Origin of the sequence: Sphingomonas cynarae (assembly GCF_039537815.1) — a bacterium.
Classification (GTDB): domain Bacteria; phylum Pseudomonadota; class Alphaproteobacteria; order Sphingomonadales; family Sphingomonadaceae; genus Sphingomonas; species Sphingomonas cynarae.
Genome location: NZ_BAABBF010000005.1, coordinates 184149 through 200410, shown reverse-complemented (window position 1 = coordinate 200410; position 16262 = coordinate 184149). Strand labels below are relative to the sequence as shown.

The window sequence follows — 16262 nt, the reverse complement described above, 5'->3', positions numbered from 1 at the left end:
GTACCTCATCGTGGCTGAAGCCGCTGGTTGGCGGTTGCGCCCTCGGAATATTGCCGATCAACTACATTGGCGGGATCACCGGGTTCGTCCGGGGTTTCCTCAGCTGCGATTCGTGCCGGCATCGATCCAGCCGCACCCTGCCCGAACGCATCCAGCAGCCGGCTTTGCAGAGCGAGTACATCATTAGCGATAGCAGGCTCGGCGCGGGCGATCGCCGATAGCGCGGCAACGTGCTGCTTGCGCGCGGGCAGGTTTGGCTTTTTCGGTGCCCGTGCCAACCATTGCGCGACACGGCGGCTCGATAGCAGCTTGCCGACCGCAAGCTGGCCGGCAGGGGATACGATGCCCAGCAGCGGGTTCGTCCAGAACGTCCCAAGCGTCGCGAGGGCATTGTACCCCAGCGAGGTTTTGGAGGTATTGGCGTACTTGGTCGATCCCTTCATGCCGTCGGCAATCCGGACCAGATCATTCACCGCCTCGCGATGCTCCCCCGTGAACAGGGAGGCCTTGGCCCGCTCGCTCAGCTTCGACCACTGCGTCATGAATTCAGCGGGCGAATAGACCTGCTGGGTTACATCCTGCTTTCCGGCGCTGGCGAGCCCGAGCCGGTCCAGAGCGGTGGCGCGGATCATATTGGCGTCGTCATCCGGCAGCGAGCGCATCAGGCGGGCATACTTGATCGTATCGCCGCCACGCTTCGATGCCAGCGCCTCCATGGCCCGATAGGCAGCATCAGGCGACTTGGCGAGGTCGTCACCAAGAACGGCGGCCAGCACGCCTTCGATGCGGTTCTGCCTGCCGCGGTAATAGCTGTTCGCCCGACGGAAGGCTTTCAGGGCGTTCGGCCCCTGCGCCGCCGCCGTGGCTTCCATGTCCGTACTCAGCGATCCGTAGAGCGCCTTCAGCGCATTGCGCGACGTGTCGGATTGAAGCTGAGGGCCGCCCAGCCGCTCGCCGATATAAGTCCGGAAGGCCTTCAGGTCCTGCCACGACAACGAGCCGCCGCGCTGTACCTGCTGCGTGACGGGGGTGCCGGCCGCATCCAGCAGGCCGGTGGGCACCGTCTCGGTCCGACCCGCGAAAGCCGCCTCGAATGCTTTTAGCCGCGGATCGTCCACCAGCGCGGATAATTCCGGATTGCTTTCCAATCCCGCCGTCAGATCGGCCAGCGTGTTACGCGTGTTGGCAATCGTGGCATCCGTCGTGCTGCCGATCGGGATCGCCTCATAGAGGTTGTTCGCCCTCGCTTCGGTGGTGGTGACGAACGACTTGGCGCCCCGCTGAGCTGCCTGCCCCGCCTGCGTCACGTCGCCCACGACGCCGATGCTGTCCGCCACCACGTCTTTGGCGCGCTTCGCGGACGCAAGGGCACGGGTTGCCGCGTCCGACATGGGCAGTCCCGCCAGCGACATATGGGCGACGCCGGACGCCATGCGGGTCGCGTTCGCCCCCGGCACGTCAGCAGGGAGATAGTCGACGCCGCGACGCTGTGCCGCCTCGCCGAATAGCTGCGCCTCCGTTGGGGCCGCTGTTGCCGCGCCGCCGCGACGTGCCGCCATGGCGCGCGCAAACCGGCCACCGCCCAGCGTCACAGCGCCGGCCGTAAGCCCGCCAGCGACAGCGCCGATTGCGCCGGATGCAAGCCGGTCGCCGATGCCGCCATCAGCAGCGCCAGCGCCATAAGCGCCGGACAGCCCCGCCCCCTCGATCGCGTTGCGTGCCGCCAGCACCCGGTTGGCGATCACGCGCGCCTCCGCCCCGGTCGCGCCGCCGCGCATTGCCGCAACCCCAGCAGCCCGCGCGGCCGCCTGACCGTTGGCGAACTGACCGAACCCCAACGGCAGCGACCCCAACACCTCGCCGGCCACGAACGCTGCGCCGTTATCCTCGCGCAGCCCGCCCAGCTTGGCGCGGTTGACCGCCAGCCGACGGCCGTAGCGATCGACAAACGACCCCTCGCCGGACCCAAATGCTGCCTCAGCGGCGGCGCCAGTTTCGTCCAGAAACGATAGCGTCGCGCCATTGGCAACGCCCGCCATACCGGCCCCGGCAGCGTCGGACCCCTCCACGAACTGCGCCACCTCCTGCTTCTCGGCGTCGTTCAGCACCACGGCATTGGAGGGGGCGGGTAGATTGACCGGGCGCGATGCATTCTTCGGATCCCGGTAGAACGCCAGCGCCTTGGCCAGCTCGTCTTCCGTGCCGGTAAACGAACGACCGAATGAGGCCAGCAGCGCCTTGAGATGCTCGCCCGTGCCGGTGCGCGCGACGGCGGCAATGGCGGCGCGCTGTTCAGGGGTATAATCTGCCGCGGGCTGTCCCCCCGCTTGATCGCCGCGCACCAATTCGGTGGTGCTGCCGTCGAAGGTCGGCGGCGCGCCGTTCGGCCCGGCGGGCGGAGTGCCTGCTCCAGGACCAGCCGCCGCCGTGCTGTCGCCGTCTTCCGGCTGGCCAATGCCCAACTGCGCCAGAGTCTTGCGCGCGTCATCATCCAGCAGGTTGATGCCGTTGCTGGTCTTGCCCATGCCGGCGCCGTATTGCTCGCCGAGCGATTTGATCCGGCCCTCCAGCAGGCTCGCCAGCGTCTTGATCGATCCGCGAATCTGCTCAGGCGAACCGTTCTCTGGGATCGCGTCTACGGCTTCTTCGATATCACCGCGGGCACCACCCACACCGCGGAACGCGCGCACCGCCTCACCGACCACTGCCAGCTTGGCCTGCCGGAAATTGGTCGGACGAGCACTGCCGCCGCTTTCCAGCAGGTAGTTCGACGGCGCGTTGAGGGGGGTGGCGATACCACCGAAATTGTCGAGATCGTCGGCCGCCTTCTGAAGCGTGCCGATGTGATGGAGCAGCGTGTTGAACGACGTGATGTTCTGCACCGACTTGCCCGATGTGAAATCCTGCCGGGTGCGGGCACGGGCCTTGTAGTCGATGGTGTCGAAGGTCGGATCGCGTTCGGACACCTTCGTCAGCAGGTTCTGCCAGTAGGGCTTATTCAGCGCGCGGCTGTCGGTGGGGAACGACATGCGCCCGTCGACCAGCGCCTTGACGATGGTGTCGGTGCTGGTGTTGTCGGCGGCGGTGGCGTTGTGCCAGCCACCGCCGCGATAGACCAGCTTGGCGCCGGTGGCGGGGTTCGTGGCCGTCTGGCCTTCTGCGAAATCGGACATGGCTTAATCCAACACGAAGCCGGAGGGGAGTTTGGTGCCAGCGGCCTTGCCGCCGGACCGGGCCTTGCGTTCGGCGCGGGCACCGGCGGCGGCGCTCAGGCCCTCTTGCCGTCGGTTGTGCCGCTCGCTTTCATCCAGCCGCCGCTCCGCAACGACTGCCTGCCGGTCCGCAAGGTCGAGGCGGCGATCGTCGTTTTCGGCGCGCTTGCCGATGCCCAACTCGCCCATGATCCGGGCGGCATCGTCCGCACCGACCAGTCCCGACATGGCATAGGACAGATAGGTGCGGGCGCCGTCCACGTTGCCCGCGCGGATCATGTCCAACGCGGCCTTGGTATGCGAGTTATCGATGCGCGCGCGGGTCAGGGCTTCCGACCGTTCGGAAAGTGTCCGGACCGCAAGCTCGATGTTGCCAGCCGCCAAGGCCCCCAGCGTCCCGAACCCTGTTTGGATCATGGCGTTTTTCTGGCCCGAGGTGTAGCTGTCACCAGCCTTTAGCAGGCGTTCGGATTGCTCCGGATGGCGTAGGGCCAGGTCACGCAATCCATCGGGTTGACCGCCGCCGGCCTTCCATGCCTCCACGTCGCGCAGGTATTCAGCATCCTTTTCATGATCGGCCTCGAATTTGTCGCGGGCCAGTTGTGCCACTAGGTCGCGCTGCTGCACTTCTGCCTGCTGGAGCCGGTTGTTGTTCCGCATCTGCAAACCCTGCCGCAGCGGGGTCAGGTCAAGCTGCGACTGAAGCGCGACATAGTTGTTGGGTCCCATATCGATCTCCACTCCTCAAAATCCGATGGTTGGGGCCGGCGCCGCACCGCGCCCGCCCGTTGCGCCGATCACGGTACCGGCGATCTGGGCGATGTTGCTCAGGTTCTGGGTGACCATGTTGCCCTTGGCGATCTGGCCCCCGGCAAGTGCCGCACCCTGCTGGCTCAGCAGCCCGCCGATATTTGACGCCACCTGGAGGCCATTGTTGCCGACGCCGGCAGCCGCATTCTGACCGAGCGAGGTGACGCCACCGAGGCGGGCATATTGCTGGCTCAGCAGGTTGCTGAAGATGTCGGCGCGGTTGTTCGCGAGGCTGTTCTGGACGTTGCCACCCCTGAGGCCGCCAGTCGCGGCGGCGTTCTGCAGGATCGCCTCTTCGCTCTGCCGTACTGTCGTTGAGTATTCGGGGCTGGTCAGGAGCGCATTAAGCGCCTGCTGCTGGCCAGCCGAACCATTCAATCCAATGAGGCTCATCTGCTGCGCAAGCGAGGACTGCCCGGCCTGAACGTACGGGTTCTGAAGCTGCTCGGCGCTGAGCCGCGCGTCACGCTGTTCCGCTATTGCGCGATCGGCGGCTGTAGCTTGGGTCTGGGCGGCCTGTTGCGCGCCTTTGGCAGATTGCTTCGCGCCAGTGATGCCACCGACGATGCTGCCAATTGCGTTGCCGATAAAGCTCACAGCTAGGCTCCAGACAAATCTTGGAGCGTTGCCGGAGGCGCGATACGCGGACCCCGATTACTTATTATAGCATATTATATAAGGCAACAGATTTCTGCGTCGGTACCCGCGCACTTAATGCCCGCCGAAACATTCCGTCTTATGCTATTGGTCTTAGTCAATAGTGCGCAAATCTTCTTATTTATTGCGGCGACTCGGAAGCGGCATCACGATTCAATACGCATTTAAAATCAGAATTGGGCTTAATTGATGAAGCCTTTTCAGAAATGTTAGACGTTCTTTGTGGACTAATGATAATGTTATCTAACGGTACCCGAGTTAACCCAGGCCCTATTGTTCCAATGAGTAGAGATTTGTTATCTGCAAATACCGCAATTCCACGAATATTTTTATTACCAAATAATTGGCATTTTGGGCACCCAGGAGTTTGCAAATCTCTTAAATAACCATCACTGACAAATTCACCAAACTGGTAGGCGCACTTGGGTGCCTGATAAAACAATACGTGTGCCAGCTTGGCGCCTGCAATGATTGAGAGTATGGCAGTGACAGAAATAAATATTACAACTATCTTGTAGGTAAATCCAGAAAAATGGTCAGGTATATATTTATATGAAAAAGTTATTTCCCGTTGCTTCGATGAACCTCCTAAAAACAAATTAGTAAGATATAGAATTGAGCATATAGAAAACAGAGATAGTAGCGAAATAATAACAACTGCCGTAGCCTCTCCTAACGTGGCGGCGACTCTTGAATATCCTGTTTGCAGAAGCCTACCCTCACTCGGTAGAAAAACACCTCTTGGTAGATTAAATTTGATACTCATACCGTCATAGTATCGCATACCAATATCTATAAGCCACCCTCTTAATAAGGCTGCGGTGCCGATAATATTTATAACACCAGCAAATATGGCTGCTAAAGCTGCCATACGAGGCAAAAAAGCGCCTTGCTTTGTTACGTCCGGGGTGTCCACAATATGTGCCATTCTTCGCGTATTTTCACAGATCAATCGGCTAGGAACATGCCAGACGCTGGCCGCACTTAGCAATCGTTTCAGACACGCAGTATCTGGCCTGCGCTGACAAAATTCACGGCGATCAGCATCTCATTCGGTCGGAGCGGCGGCACGACGTCAGGCATCTGACTGCCGTTGTTCGTGAACACGACCCTGGCGGATACGGCATGCTCAGGCTTGGCGGCTTCCAGGCGGTTAACGCGGCGTTCGATATTCATGGTAATCTCCTAGATGTCGTCGTCGCCGGGCAGCATGCAGGCGAGGAGCCGCTGCTGGCCCGGATTGCGGGTGGTTTCGATGGCATAGCGATATCGGTCAGGATTGATCGCGGCTGGGAAAGCGCCGGCCGCCGCATGGTAGGTGTCGGCATAGCGCTCGGTCGCGGCTTCACGTTCGTGATCGCTCAGCAAATCCGGTATGCCATTTTGCTCAAGACGGGTGAGGCGAGACTGCAAGGTCATGTGGTCGCTCCGCGTTCTGCCAGCCACGCGCTCATCGCAGGAGTGAGCCGAGACAGATCAGGGAAGCTGGCCTGGGCATGCTGCCACTCGGCATCTGCCTGCACCTGCTCGTCGGCGGTCAGTGGTTCGCCCAGCCACCGGCGCAGGTACAGCGGGATGGTACCACCAGCGGCGTCTTCCAGCCGGCCGAGCCGCTGCGTCATTGCTGCGCGGGTCATGCTGCGTACCTCGTTTCGAGGAAGTGGCGTGTGCTCCATGCATCCCACCGGGCACGGTCACCGGCGTCGAGACGATGCCCGCTAGCAGCCAGCGAGGTGATTTTCGCCATCACGAAGGCGGCGTCTTCCTCGATCTGGCTGCGGCGCTGGTCGTGACTTCCGCGCCGTTCCTCCAGTCGGTTCAGTCTGTTCGAGATCGTGCGCATCAGTTCTGTTCCTCCAGTGCGGCGATCCGGCGTTCCAAATCCCCGGTTTCGACGATGTTCTTGTGGGCGGTCAGCAGCGCCATGACCCGGCCCGCCTCGTCCGGGCTGATCTCTCCTGCCGCGACGGCAGTCAGCACCGCAGCGGAGGCGCCGACGACATCCGCGGCGGACGTGATCGGCGGCAAGTCGATGGTGATCGGGGAATCCTTGCGGGGCGGGACCAGACGTTCGAGGCAGAGGCGCAACGCTACCGTGTCGCCCTCCAATGCCATCTCGACCGCCTTGCGGGTCAGGCCCTCAGCTTCCCCGTTCAACAACGCCTCTGCCGCGATCGTCGCACGACTCCGGGCACCGCGGGGCTTGCCGGGGTTCCCAAGCTCGAATGGCTTGCCGCGCGTATTTGCGCGGGGGTTACGTGGTGTCGTCATGTCGATCTCGCTGTTCAGATGTCATCGAAGTCGCTGGGAAGGGGCTCGTCGCCGGTCTCGCCTGGGGCAAGGATCGGACAAAATGCGGGGTTGCCGGCGGGGAAGGCCGTCCGGCGGGTTGAAGCAGTCGCTTCCCCACCCTGATTTTCCCCACCTGCGTTTCTAGCCTTCGAGCCACCCTTCCCCACCCCTTCCCCTATAGGGGGGAAGGTGGGGTGGGGAATTGTAGGCTCCCCACCTTCCACACCCGTCCTCACCCCACCTGTAGAGGTGGGGGCGACACCCTGAAGCGCCCATTCGCCCACCTCGACGAAGGTCCGCGGGTTGCTCTTCTTGTCCTTGCCTTCGACCTTGATCAGGGCGCCGTTGGCGAACCAGGTGCGCAGCAGGGCGTTGATCTTGGCGCGGTCACCCTTGGCATCGCTGTCGGGGTTCAGGTTCAGGACGTTGGCGACAATCTTGCCCACCCATTCCTTGGCCTGGGCATCGAAGCGCACGTCGATCGCCTGATCCACGGCGCACTGTACCCGGTACAGATGATCAGCGGTGACGTTCTCGAAGGCGTCCGGCGGCGACCACGGAATGACGACGCCCATGTTGTCGCCATCGTCGTCCACGCCATTGCCGAGGCTGATGCTGACCATCTGAAACCAGTCGGAGGCATCGGACGGCGGGGCACGGTTGTTCTTGTCGTCATAGGTACGGAAATACCGGCGTCGGCGTTCCTCCTCGATGCCGTACCGCTTCGCCTCATCCTCACCCATGCGGTTGAGCACGAGCACCGACCGGCATGCGTTGATCAGCGCCACCGCACCACGAGCAGAAAGCGCAGTCGCTTCAGCGGCGCCGGCCTTGCTGACGTGGTGGGCCAGCCCGATCCCGGCGTTGGCGTTCTTGCCGACCAAGGCCCATTCCTTGGCGATCGCGTCGACTTCCATGTTGTCGCTCTCGTTCGCGGCATGGGACGATACGAACGGGTCGACATGCAGGTAATCGATCCCCCGCCCCTTCATCTCGTCTGTCAGGGCATCGACCAGCGGCCGGTTGATCATGAACCCCTGGGCAGCGGTCGAGGTCGCCAGTTTCAGGATGGCGCCATCCAGTGCGCTATCGACGAACAGCCGGCCGCCAATGTCAGCCGCACTGATCCCCCAGTGCTTGCAGGCGGCCTGAATGATCCGGGACAGCTCCTCCGCGTCGTCCTCCAGATTCCACAGCCACACCCGCTTCGGGCCATCCGGGACTTCCTGCCCCAGCAGGTTGCGGCCGGTCGTCATCGCGAGCGCCTCACCCACGCTCAGAATGGTCTTGCCGGCCGCCCCCTGCGCAACGACGGCACGCAGATGGCCGCGCTGGATCGACCGGCCGTAAACCCATTCACGCGGCTTGATGGTCGTCGGGTCCCTCCAGACGTAGGGTGTGGCGACGACGGTTACCGGCTCAGGGGCTGGATTGCCTTGTACCGGCTGCACCGGCGAGAACGGGCGCGCATCGTTGTAGCGGGCCTGGAATGCCGGCGCCGTCATGACTGCCTGTCCATCAACTCGGCGTTGAAATCTTTATGCGGCGGCGTCGGGCGCATGATCCGGACAGCCCGGCCAGTGGCAGCGAATGCAGCCGCCGCCTTCCGCGCCGCCGTCTCACCGGGCGCATCGCCATCAGCGCCGATGACGATCTCGCTCACGGTGTCGGGGAACACCATCGCCGGCAGCATCGACGTGCCCGCCGCAACCCATACCGATCGGCCAAGAGCCTGCATCAGGGTGAGGCCGTCCTCCAGCCCCTCGGTGACGATCATGCTGGCGGCTGCAGGACCAAGGTGGATCGCACCGCCGCGGACTCGGCCAAGCGACAGCTTCACCTTGTTGAACCCCGCCTTGCCGCCGTCCTGGGTCAGGTAGGTGCGCTGAATGCCGACGAGGTCACCGCCCGGCCCCGTGATCGCGCAGATCAGCGTCGGGTGCAGGACACCGCGCGATCCATAGCGGATACGGGAGAAGCGCAGGCAAGGCGGCAGCTCCATGACGATACCGCGGCGGCGTAGATATGCTTCAGCGGGTGTGCCGACCACGGCGATGCCGCCGTCCCAGATGGACCGGGCTTCACCGATGGTGTCGCGATCGCTGTCGGTGTCCTGCCGGACCCGCACCACCGGCGGACCGGTCATAACGGGCAGGTTGCCGCCAGTGATCATGTCAGCCGCCTCACGCAGGCCGACACGGTGCATCGCCATCACGAGGTCGAGGACGTCACCGCCAGCGCCGCAGCCGAAGCAGTGAAAGCGCTGCCCATTGGCGTACACATAGAAGGAAGGGCCTTTTTCCTGATGGAGCGGGCAAAGGCCTGCCAGTTCGTTGCCCGACCGCTTCAGGGCCACTGCCGACGTCACGACTGACGGGATCGGGTGATTGGCGCGGATGACATCGAGATCGATCTTCATCAGAAGCCCTCCTGCTGGTGTATGAAATGAGTCAGGTCACGGTCGCGCAGGGCTGGCTCGCAGATCGACACGTCACACCCGCCGAAATAGACATCACGGTTGAGTGCGAACGCTGCGGCGATCGCGTCCTGGCCGCGCCGGAATGGTCCAACGAAGCTGCCCCAGCTGTTGCCTGAGGCGCTTTCGTGACCAACTTCGAAACCGGTTGCCTTGTCGCCCATGATACAGACCGTGCCGGCGTACGGCCGCGACGGCAGCGGGAACGATAGAACGACACCGCTCATGATTGCACCGCCACCGGTTCACTGTGCCCGAAGTGGAAGGGGCGCATGCGCTTCTCGCCCCGGTACGCCCACCCGATAGGTAGCGGGCATTGCCGCCACGCATCCGCTACGACGCGCCTCGCCTGCAGATAAGGTACGGGACCAGTAAGCCACTCTGGTTTCCCCCAGACACCATGCCGCTTCACGTGCACCGCGACGGTCCAGCGTTCGGCGTCGATCTGACGGAGAAGCATCACGCGGGCGATGGACAGTCGCGGCGCCTTGCCCACCGATGCCCGGTGGTACCGCGCCTGCATCCACGCGGCAGCGGGATAGATACGAGCGCCCATCACGCCGTCTCCAGCTGATTGGCCGTGACCATGACGAAGCCTTCGGTCCTGCCGATCGCCTCGCAGGCTCCAGCAGTGACGATCAGTTCCTTGCGGGCTTCGGGACTAGAGCAACGGTTCACCAGCATCTGAAGCGCGGCCAAATGCGGAGGCAATGGGAAGATCGTCGACCAGTTGCGGGGATCAGCCATGCGACGTCTCCCAGGCCAACGCCGCCAGTATTTCGGCACGTAATCCGATGATGCCGATTAGGCGCAGGCGTTGCAGCCGGAGGGCCTTGGTGCTATCTGGAGTAGTGTTGCTGCGGATGTAATTCGTGGTGCCCCGCCGGTCTGCCAGGACCGCGCGGGGTGCTTCACATTTGGGCCGAAGCGCGCCCTTTATTGGAGCCATGGTCGATCACGCAGCTTCGTCGACGAGCGCACGAATGCTATCCGTCTTGATCAATGTCCGGCGACCAATTTTTACGGTCTTCAACGCGCCTTCGTTGATCAACCGGTAGATTGTGGTGTGTCCGATGCCGAGCGCGCTTTTCGCATTCTCGATGGTGACGGTAATCGGGTCCATTGTTGCCTCCCGAATGCCGGGGAATGCCGGCGGGCAACACTTCAAATATCGATCTTACGCTTGAGCGGTACAGACAAGAGTAGTAACTTTTGTCGGATGGCGTTCACCGATTGCCCTTGTTGTGCGCGAGGATCTCTAGGTACCGCCGTCCGTCGGATATCAATGCGGCCTCCCAATCAGTGTTTCCCAGCAGCTTCCACCGGGGCACTTTACGCCAGCCCTCGCTTCGCGCTAAATCGATTACATACTTGATGTTAACAGCGCTCATTGCAGCCCAAACGTCTCGCTGCCTCCACTTCTCAATGGTGGACCAGTCCGTACCGAACGCCTTCCCGATACGCGCGTGCCGATCGCCGGGCGCCAGCCCTAGCCCTTCGAGATAGGCATCCCATGCTAAGGCTTCCAACTTAGCTTTCAGTACGCGATGTTTCACCTTCTGGCCGGTGATCCGTGCGAACATGAGCGGGGCATCGCCGTGTGCAACCGCCCATGCCTCTTCTGCGATTGCGAACGGTCCTGCGGCATCCACGGGCATCATCCCAAAAACGCTCGACAAGACATGCAGCCGACGCGCAGCCGTCTCCAGCAACGCTATCCGATCCGTTTCGTCCACGTCTCCGAGCGCTGCTGTCAGGAGATCTTTGCCCAGCAGCTTATGCATGGCCATCAGAGCTTCCTGCACCACGTCCAATGCTAGCTGCTGACGTTCGCCTTGATCCTCCGTCGCCAAAGCGGCGTCACGATGCAGGATAACATTGGCAAGCAGGTCGCCGATGGTCGTGGTCATGCCGGCTTCACCGGTCGGGTATCGCTCTTGGCCCCCTCCAAATAATCCGCCCATGACGCCATTAGGACGCGGCGTCGTTCGAAGAAGTCGGTCCGGCGGTACGCCGCTTCGACCTTGTCGGGCAGCTTATGGGCCAGCGCCTTGTCGACCACCTCTTTCGGCGTGCTGGTCGTTTCCGCCGCCCAGTCCGTGAACGTGCTGCGAAATCCGTGCACGTGTGCCTCCTTGTAGCCCAGCGTGCGCAGTGCCTTCGTCATTGTCATGTCGGACATCGGCTTCTTCGGTGACGAGAAGAACACCAGTCCGTCGTTCTCCGTGCGGCCTTCCCATCGCCGCTCGAGAATGGCGATTGCCGCCGATGCCAGGGGGACGATGTGCGTGACGCCCGTCTTCATGCGCTCCCCAGGGATGGTCCACGTCGCAGTTCGCATGTCGATCTCCGGCCACCTGGCGAACCGGGTTTCGTTCGATCGCACAGCGGTGAGGATGGTGAAGGCCAATGCCTCACGGCCTGCGGTTTCCGTCTCGGCCCGCAGCTTGGCGAGGAAGGCCGGCACGTTCTGATACGGCATCGCATTGAAATGACTGTCATCACGCTTGTGGCGCGGCAGCCCCTTCCTCACCGATTTCAGGGTCGTCTCGGTCGGCCGCCATCCTTTGATGTGGGCGAAGTCGAGGACCACCCCAATCCGCTGAAGGATGCGCCGGGACGTTTCCTGCTTCTCCAGCCAGATAGGGGCGAGCAGATCGCGTACGGTTACGCTGTCCACCGCGTCGACGGCCTTGTCACCGATCACGGGGAAGACGTGGGTTTCCATGCAGGCCAGCCACACCTTGGTGTGCTTGTCGTTGCGCCAACCCGCCTTCATTTCCTCGTGGCAGGCGCGCGTCGCGATCTCGAACGTCGGCGTAGAGGGTGCCGCCTTCTTCCGCTCCTCGACCGGATCGATGCCGGCCTTGATCATGCGGCGGTACGCGTCCGCCTTCTCGCGGGCTTCCGCCAGCGTCAGCGACTTGCGATCGACGGCTGCGATCTTGGCAGATGCGGCTCTCGTCTCTGGAGATCGGTCGGCTGTCTCAGCGGTGCCGAGACCGAGGTCCCGTCGCTTGCCATCAGACTGGATACGCAGCAGCCACTGGCGTGAGCCTGTATCCCGGACGATCAGGTACAGGCCATCGCCGTCCGGATGCCGTCCTGGTGATGCAGACTTTACCTTGGCCACCGAGAGCTTGCCCATGCGCTACACGTCCCGCAATGTGTCCCACACACTATCGCGGTTGTCAGCGATGTTCAACGAACGTCAGCGGAATGAAACTGGCGGAAAATGGCGGTTTCTGACGGTGGCGCGGTCGCCAGCGAACGTCAGCGGTGCGGAGTTAGGTATCCCTCGGCTCCACCATTCGGGAAGAATTCGCTCCACGGCGAATAGGTATTGGCATTTCGCCGAGCAAACGCGATCGTTGACAGGGCCGAATTGGTCTTGCGTTATCGCAGAAATAGTCAGAAATTTTAGCAGCACACCTACCCGTCCGGCAAATAACATTGCCGGACAGTGGGTATATGAAGTGTGGATCGTTTAGCTAAACGACGACGCGGGCGGCTTCGCGACTTTCACGCAGAGCAACGGTACGTTCGGCGCGGTCAGCCATTTCACCCCAGGCCTTGGCGGAGCGTTCGGCACGATCGCGAACGTTGCTCAGCGTCGCAGTGGCAGCGTTGGCGAGTTCCTGCTCAGCGCGAGCACGAAAGATGGCGGCTTCGGACAAGGGCAACTCCTGGACGATAGAGACGATACGAAAACGGCGGCTCCGTCAGGAGCCGCCGCAACGTCGAATCAATCGGCGGGCTGCAGATTGACCGCGGCCATCTTGCCGCGACGATCCTCTTCCAGCTCGTAACCGACCCGCTGGTTCTGGTTCAGCGTGATCATGCCGGCGCGTTCGACGGCCGAGATGTGGACGAAGGCGTCGGTGCCGCCATTGTCCGGTGCGATGAAGCCATAGCCCTTGTCGGCATTGAAGAACTTGACGGTGCCGGTCTGGCTCATGGAAACTTCCTTCTTGTCGGCCCGCATCCGACTGCCGGACGCGGGGTCGCGTGGGAGGCAGGGAAAGAAGGAAGAAGGTGCCGCATGGCGCCGTAGACCGTCGATATGCGACTGTAGCATCACCCATATAGGCCAAGTGCCCCGGAATTGTAAGCCATCGTGACCACGGACGATCGCGGGCCGCGCGGTTGCCATCGTCGATGATGTGCGGGCAAGACGATATCATGACTGATCCTATCGCCCCTGCCCGTCCGCCACTCGCCCGGCTGCTTGCAATCATGGCGCGTCTACGCGATCCCTTGAGTGGTTGTGACTGGGACCTGGCGCAGCGTTGGGAGACGATCGCTCCCTATACGATCGAAGAAGCGTACGAGGTCGCGGACGCGATCGAACACGGCGATCCAGACTCGGTTCGCGACGAACTCGGCGACCTGCTGTTCCAGGTGGTGTTCCAGAGCCGCATAGCGGAAGAGGCAGGCCTGTTCGGCTTCGACGATGTCGCCACGTCGATCGCCGATAAGATGGAGCGTCGACATCCTCACATATTCGGGGCTGCGGCCGAACGTCCCAACTGGGAAGCGATCAAGGCAGCTGAGCGATCACGGAAAAAGGAAACCGCTGGTGCGCTGGCAGGTGTCGCGCTTGGCCTGCCTGCCCTGCAACGGGCAGAGAAGCTTCAGAAGCGCGCCGCACGCGTCGGGTTCGATTGGCCCGACGCCACCGGCCCTCGCATGAAGATCGACGAGGAACTGATCGAAGTGGCCGAGGCAAACGATGCGGAGCGTGCCGACGAGATCGGCGACCTGCTGTTCAGCATCGTCAACTGGTCGCGTCATCTGGGGATCGATGCGGAGGCCGCGTTACGCCGCGCGAACGCCAAATTCGAGCGGCGCTTCGCAGAAATGGAACGTCAGGCCGGACCCGGTTTTGCCGGACTGGACCTGACGACCAAAGAGGAACGATGGCAGGAGGCTAAACGAAGCGTCGGATGAAGCGACCGTAATCACCCTCGTCCAGGCGCACGTCATAAACCTCGTCATCGCCATCCTGATGATGACCGATCACCTCGCCATGTGCGTGCAGCCATGCCGCACCCGCGCCGTCGCCGGCGGGAAGAGCGATGGTGTACCGACGATGGCCCTGGGTCAGCCGGCCCGCGACGGAGGCGATCAGATCGTCAATCCCCTCCCCCGTCAGTGCCGAGATCAGTTTTACCCCGTCACGCCGGTCCGCCTCGGCCAGCATTGCTTCACGGTGCCCGTCTTGGAGCAGATCAAGCTTGTTCCACACCTCGAACCGGGGTGTGGCCTCTGACACCCCGATTTCGGCCAGCACCGTCTCGACATCGGCACGCTGTGCCTCGGTATCGGGATGGGCGATATCGCGAACATGGATCAGCAGATCTGCAGACACCACCTCCTCCAACGTCGCCTTGAACGCGGCAACCAATTGGGTCGGCAGATCGGACACGAAACCGACCGTGTCGGACAGGATCGCCTTGTCCAGTCCCGGCAGCGAAATCTGCCGCAGCGTCGGGTCCAGTGTCGCGAACAGCAAATCTTCGGCCATCACGGTTGCGCCGGTCAACCGGTTGAACAGCGTCGATTTACCGGCATTGGTGTAACCGACCAGCGCGATCACGGGCCAGGGTGCCCGCTGGCGTCGCTCGCGATGGAGGCCGCGGGTACGCGACACCTGCTCCAGTTCACGGCGCAATCGTGCCATGCGATCACGGATCAGTCGACGATCCGCCTCAATCTGGGTTTCACCGGGGCCGCCGAGAAAGCCGAAGCCACCGCGCTGACGCTCGAGATGGGTCCAGCTGCGCACCAGCCGTCCCGCCTGATAGTCGAGGTGAGCTAGTTCGACCTGCAACCGCCCCTCGGCCGTTGCGGCCCGTTCCCCAAAGATTTCGAGGATCAGACCGGTACGGTCGATCACCTTGGCTTCCAGCCCGGTTTCCAGATTGCGCTGCTGGATCGGCGACAGCGCAGCATCGACGACGACCAGGGTCGCCTCTTCCATCCGCACCCGCGTCGCCAGTTCTTCCATCTGACCACTGCCGATCAGGGTCGCCGCACGTGGCTGGCGGACGCGCAAGGCCACGCGGTCGACCACGTCCACGCCGATCGCTGCTGCCAGCCCGGCGCTCTCCTCTAGACGGGCGTCCGCGTCGCGGGACGAATCGCCCCGATCGGGCAGCACGACGATTGCCCGTGCGCCACGGGCAAATTCGTCACGATCGCGTTCAAATCCGGTGCTCAATCTTCAATTGATCCCTGTTCCTCGGCCAGATTCAGTGGTCGCGCCGGCTGGATGGTAGAAACGGCATGCTTGTAGACGAGCTGCACCATACCCTCGCGCTGCAACAACATGCAGAACAGGTCGAAACCCGCGATCTGGCCCTGCAGCATCACACCGTTGATGAGGAACATCGTCACGCTGTCCTCGGACTTGCGAACCGCGTTCAGGAATAGCTCCTGCAACAGCGGCGTTTTACGCTGCTGTTCGCCGACCGCGTCGATCACCGCATTGGCGTCGAACGTGCCACCGGGCATGATGGTCGAGATAGCGTGCTTGTATATCAACTGCGATTGACCATCGCGGCGCAATAGTACGGAAAAATTATCAAACCACGTCACGATGCCCTGTAGCTTCACGCCCTTGACCAGGAACATGGTCACCGGTGTCTTCGAGCGCCGCAGCGCGTTCAGGAAAAGATCCTGCAAGGATGTCTGCTTTTCGGCCATTGCTACAGCCCTTTTATTGGCGGATGGTAATCCACGATGCGCCGTTTCCCGGCGTCGGAGCGCCGCCCGGCAGGGCGACCGTCACAATCTAGGGTGCCGTGCCCCGG

General features: G+C 62.5%; 20 protein-coding genes and 1 pseudogene. 1 reads left to right on the top strand and 20 read right to left on the bottom strand.

Annotation, left to right across the window (positions count from 1 at the left end; all coding sequences use genetic code 11):
• Window positions 1-5: 5 nt before the first annotated feature.
• The 18 genes from ABD719_RS12100 to ABD719_RS12015 all read right to left on the bottom strand — a co-directional run bounded on the left by ABD719_RS12100 (window position 6) and on the right by ABD719_RS12015 (window position 13405).
• Window positions 6-3173 carry a hypothetical protein gene (locus tag ABD719_RS12100; protein ID WP_344693635.1) on the bottom strand — a complete coding sequence of 1056 codons (3168 nt, stop codon included), beginning with the start codon at window positions 3171-3173 and terminating at the stop codon, window positions 6-8.
• Between the two features lie 3 nt (window positions 3174-3176).
• Entirely contained in the window at window positions 3177-3953 is a 777-nt protein-coding gene (locus ABD719_RS12095) for a hypothetical protein (protein WP_344693634.1), read from the bottom strand.
• A gap of 3 nt (window positions 3954-3956) precedes the next feature.
• Window positions 3957-4619, bottom strand: coding sequence for a hypothetical protein (locus ABD719_RS12090; protein ID WP_344693633.1), 663 nt, complete (start codon window positions 4617-4619; stop codon window positions 3957-3959).
• Window positions 4620-4800: 181 nt separating this feature from the next.
• On the bottom strand, window positions 4801-5607 hold the full coding sequence (locus tag ABD719_RS12085; RefSeq protein ID WP_344693632.1) for a hypothetical protein: 807 nt from the start codon (window positions 5605-5607) through the stop codon (window positions 4801-4803).
• Between the two features lie 68 nt (window positions 5608-5675).
• Complete coding sequence (locus ABD719_RS12080; RefSeq protein WP_344693631.1) at window positions 5676-5855, bottom strand: hypothetical protein; 180 nt, start codon at window positions 5853-5855, stop codon at window positions 5676-5678.
• A gap of 9 nt (window positions 5856-5864) precedes the next feature.
• Complete coding sequence (locus tag ABD719_RS12075; RefSeq protein WP_344693629.1) at window positions 5865-6098, bottom strand: hypothetical protein; 234 nt, start codon at window positions 6096-6098, stop codon at window positions 5865-5867.
• Window positions 6095-6316 carry a hypothetical protein gene (locus tag ABD719_RS12070; protein WP_344693628.1) on the bottom strand — a complete coding sequence of 74 codons (222 nt, stop codon included), beginning with the start codon at window positions 6314-6316 and terminating at the stop codon, window positions 6095-6097. The genes ABD719_RS12075 and ABD719_RS12070 overlap by 4 nt, the downstream gene beginning before the upstream one ends.
• The gene (locus ABD719_RS12065) at window positions 6313-6522 is read right to left on the bottom strand and encodes a hypothetical protein (protein ID WP_344693627.1); all 210 of its coding nucleotides are present in this window, start codon (window positions 6520-6522) and stop codon (window positions 6313-6315) included. The genes ABD719_RS12070 and ABD719_RS12065 overlap by 4 nt, the downstream gene beginning before the upstream one ends.
• Complete coding sequence (locus tag ABD719_RS12060; protein ID WP_344693626.1) at window positions 6522-6950, bottom strand: hypothetical protein; 429 nt, start codon at window positions 6948-6950, stop codon at window positions 6522-6524. The genes ABD719_RS12065 and ABD719_RS12060 overlap by 1 nt, the downstream gene beginning before the upstream one ends.
• A 14-nt stretch (window positions 6951-6964) precedes the next feature.
• Complete coding sequence (locus tag ABD719_RS12055) at window positions 6965-8476, bottom strand: AAA family ATPase (protein WP_344693624.1); 1512 nt, start codon at window positions 8474-8476, stop codon at window positions 6965-6967.
• Window positions 8473-9390, bottom strand: coding sequence for a DUF7146 domain-containing protein (locus ABD719_RS12050; protein WP_344693623.1), 918 nt, complete (start codon window positions 9388-9390; stop codon window positions 8473-8475). The genes ABD719_RS12055 and ABD719_RS12050 overlap by 4 nt, the downstream gene beginning before the upstream one ends.
• Entirely contained in the window at window positions 9390-9674 is a 285-nt protein-coding gene (locus ABD719_RS12045) for a hypothetical protein (RefSeq protein ID WP_344693622.1), read from the bottom strand. The genes ABD719_RS12050 and ABD719_RS12045 overlap by 1 nt, the downstream gene beginning before the upstream one ends.
• Window positions 9675-10002: 328 nt before the next feature.
• The gene (locus ABD719_RS12040) at window positions 10003-10194 is read right to left on the bottom strand and encodes a hypothetical protein (protein ID WP_344693621.1); all 192 of its coding nucleotides are present in this window, start codon (window positions 10192-10194) and stop codon (window positions 10003-10005) included.
• Window positions 10195-10402: 208 nt separating this feature from the next.
• A complete protein-coding gene (locus ABD719_RS12035; protein ID WP_344693620.1) occupies window positions 10403-10570 on the bottom strand; it encodes a helix-turn-helix domain-containing protein in 168 nt (55 codons plus the stop codon).
• Between the two features lie 103 nt (window positions 10571-10673).
• Window positions 10674-11357: a hypothetical protein gene (locus ABD719_RS12030; protein ID WP_344693619.1), complete on the bottom strand. Its 684-nt coding sequence runs from the start codon at window positions 11355-11357 to the stop codon at window positions 10674-10676.
• Window positions 11354-12595, bottom strand: a complete 1242-nt coding sequence (locus ABD719_RS12025; protein WP_344693618.1) for a tyrosine-type recombinase/integrase — start codon at window positions 12593-12595, stop codon at window positions 11354-11356. The genes ABD719_RS12030 and ABD719_RS12025 overlap by 4 nt, the downstream gene beginning before the upstream one ends.
• 343 nt (window positions 12596-12938) lie before the next feature.
• On the bottom strand, window positions 12939-13124 hold the full coding sequence (locus ABD719_RS12020) for a hypothetical protein (RefSeq protein ID WP_192127079.1): 186 nt from the start codon (window positions 13122-13124) through the stop codon (window positions 12939-12941).
• 68 nt (window positions 13125-13192) lie between these two features.
• Entirely contained in the window at window positions 13193-13405 is a 213-nt protein-coding gene (locus tag ABD719_RS12015; protein ID WP_192126854.1) for a cold-shock protein, read from the bottom strand.
• Window positions 13406-13629: 224 nt separating this feature from the next.
• Here ABD719_RS12015 and mazG point away from each other — a divergent pair, with 224 nt between their 5' ends.
• Window positions 13630-14397, top strand: a complete 768-nt coding sequence (mazG, locus tag ABD719_RS12010; RefSeq protein WP_344693616.1) for a nucleoside triphosphate pyrophosphohydrolase — start codon at window positions 13630-13632, stop codon at window positions 14395-14397.
• Here mazG and hflX read toward each other — a convergent pair.
• Both hflX and hfq read right to left on the bottom strand, forming a co-directional pair.
• Complete coding sequence (gene hflX, locus ABD719_RS12005) at window positions 14378-15670, bottom strand: GTPase HflX (RefSeq protein ID WP_344693615.1); 1293 nt, start codon at window positions 15668-15670, stop codon at window positions 14378-14380. The two genes, mazG and hflX, sit on opposite strands and share 20 nt — an antisense overlap.
• Window positions 15667-16224 (bottom strand): annotated as a pseudogene (hfq, locus tag ABD719_RS12000) (RNA chaperone Hfq); the annotation flags it as partial. The pseudogene hfq and the gene hflX, both read right to left, overlap by 4 nt.
• Between the last annotated feature and the right edge of the window lie 38 nt (window positions 16225-16262).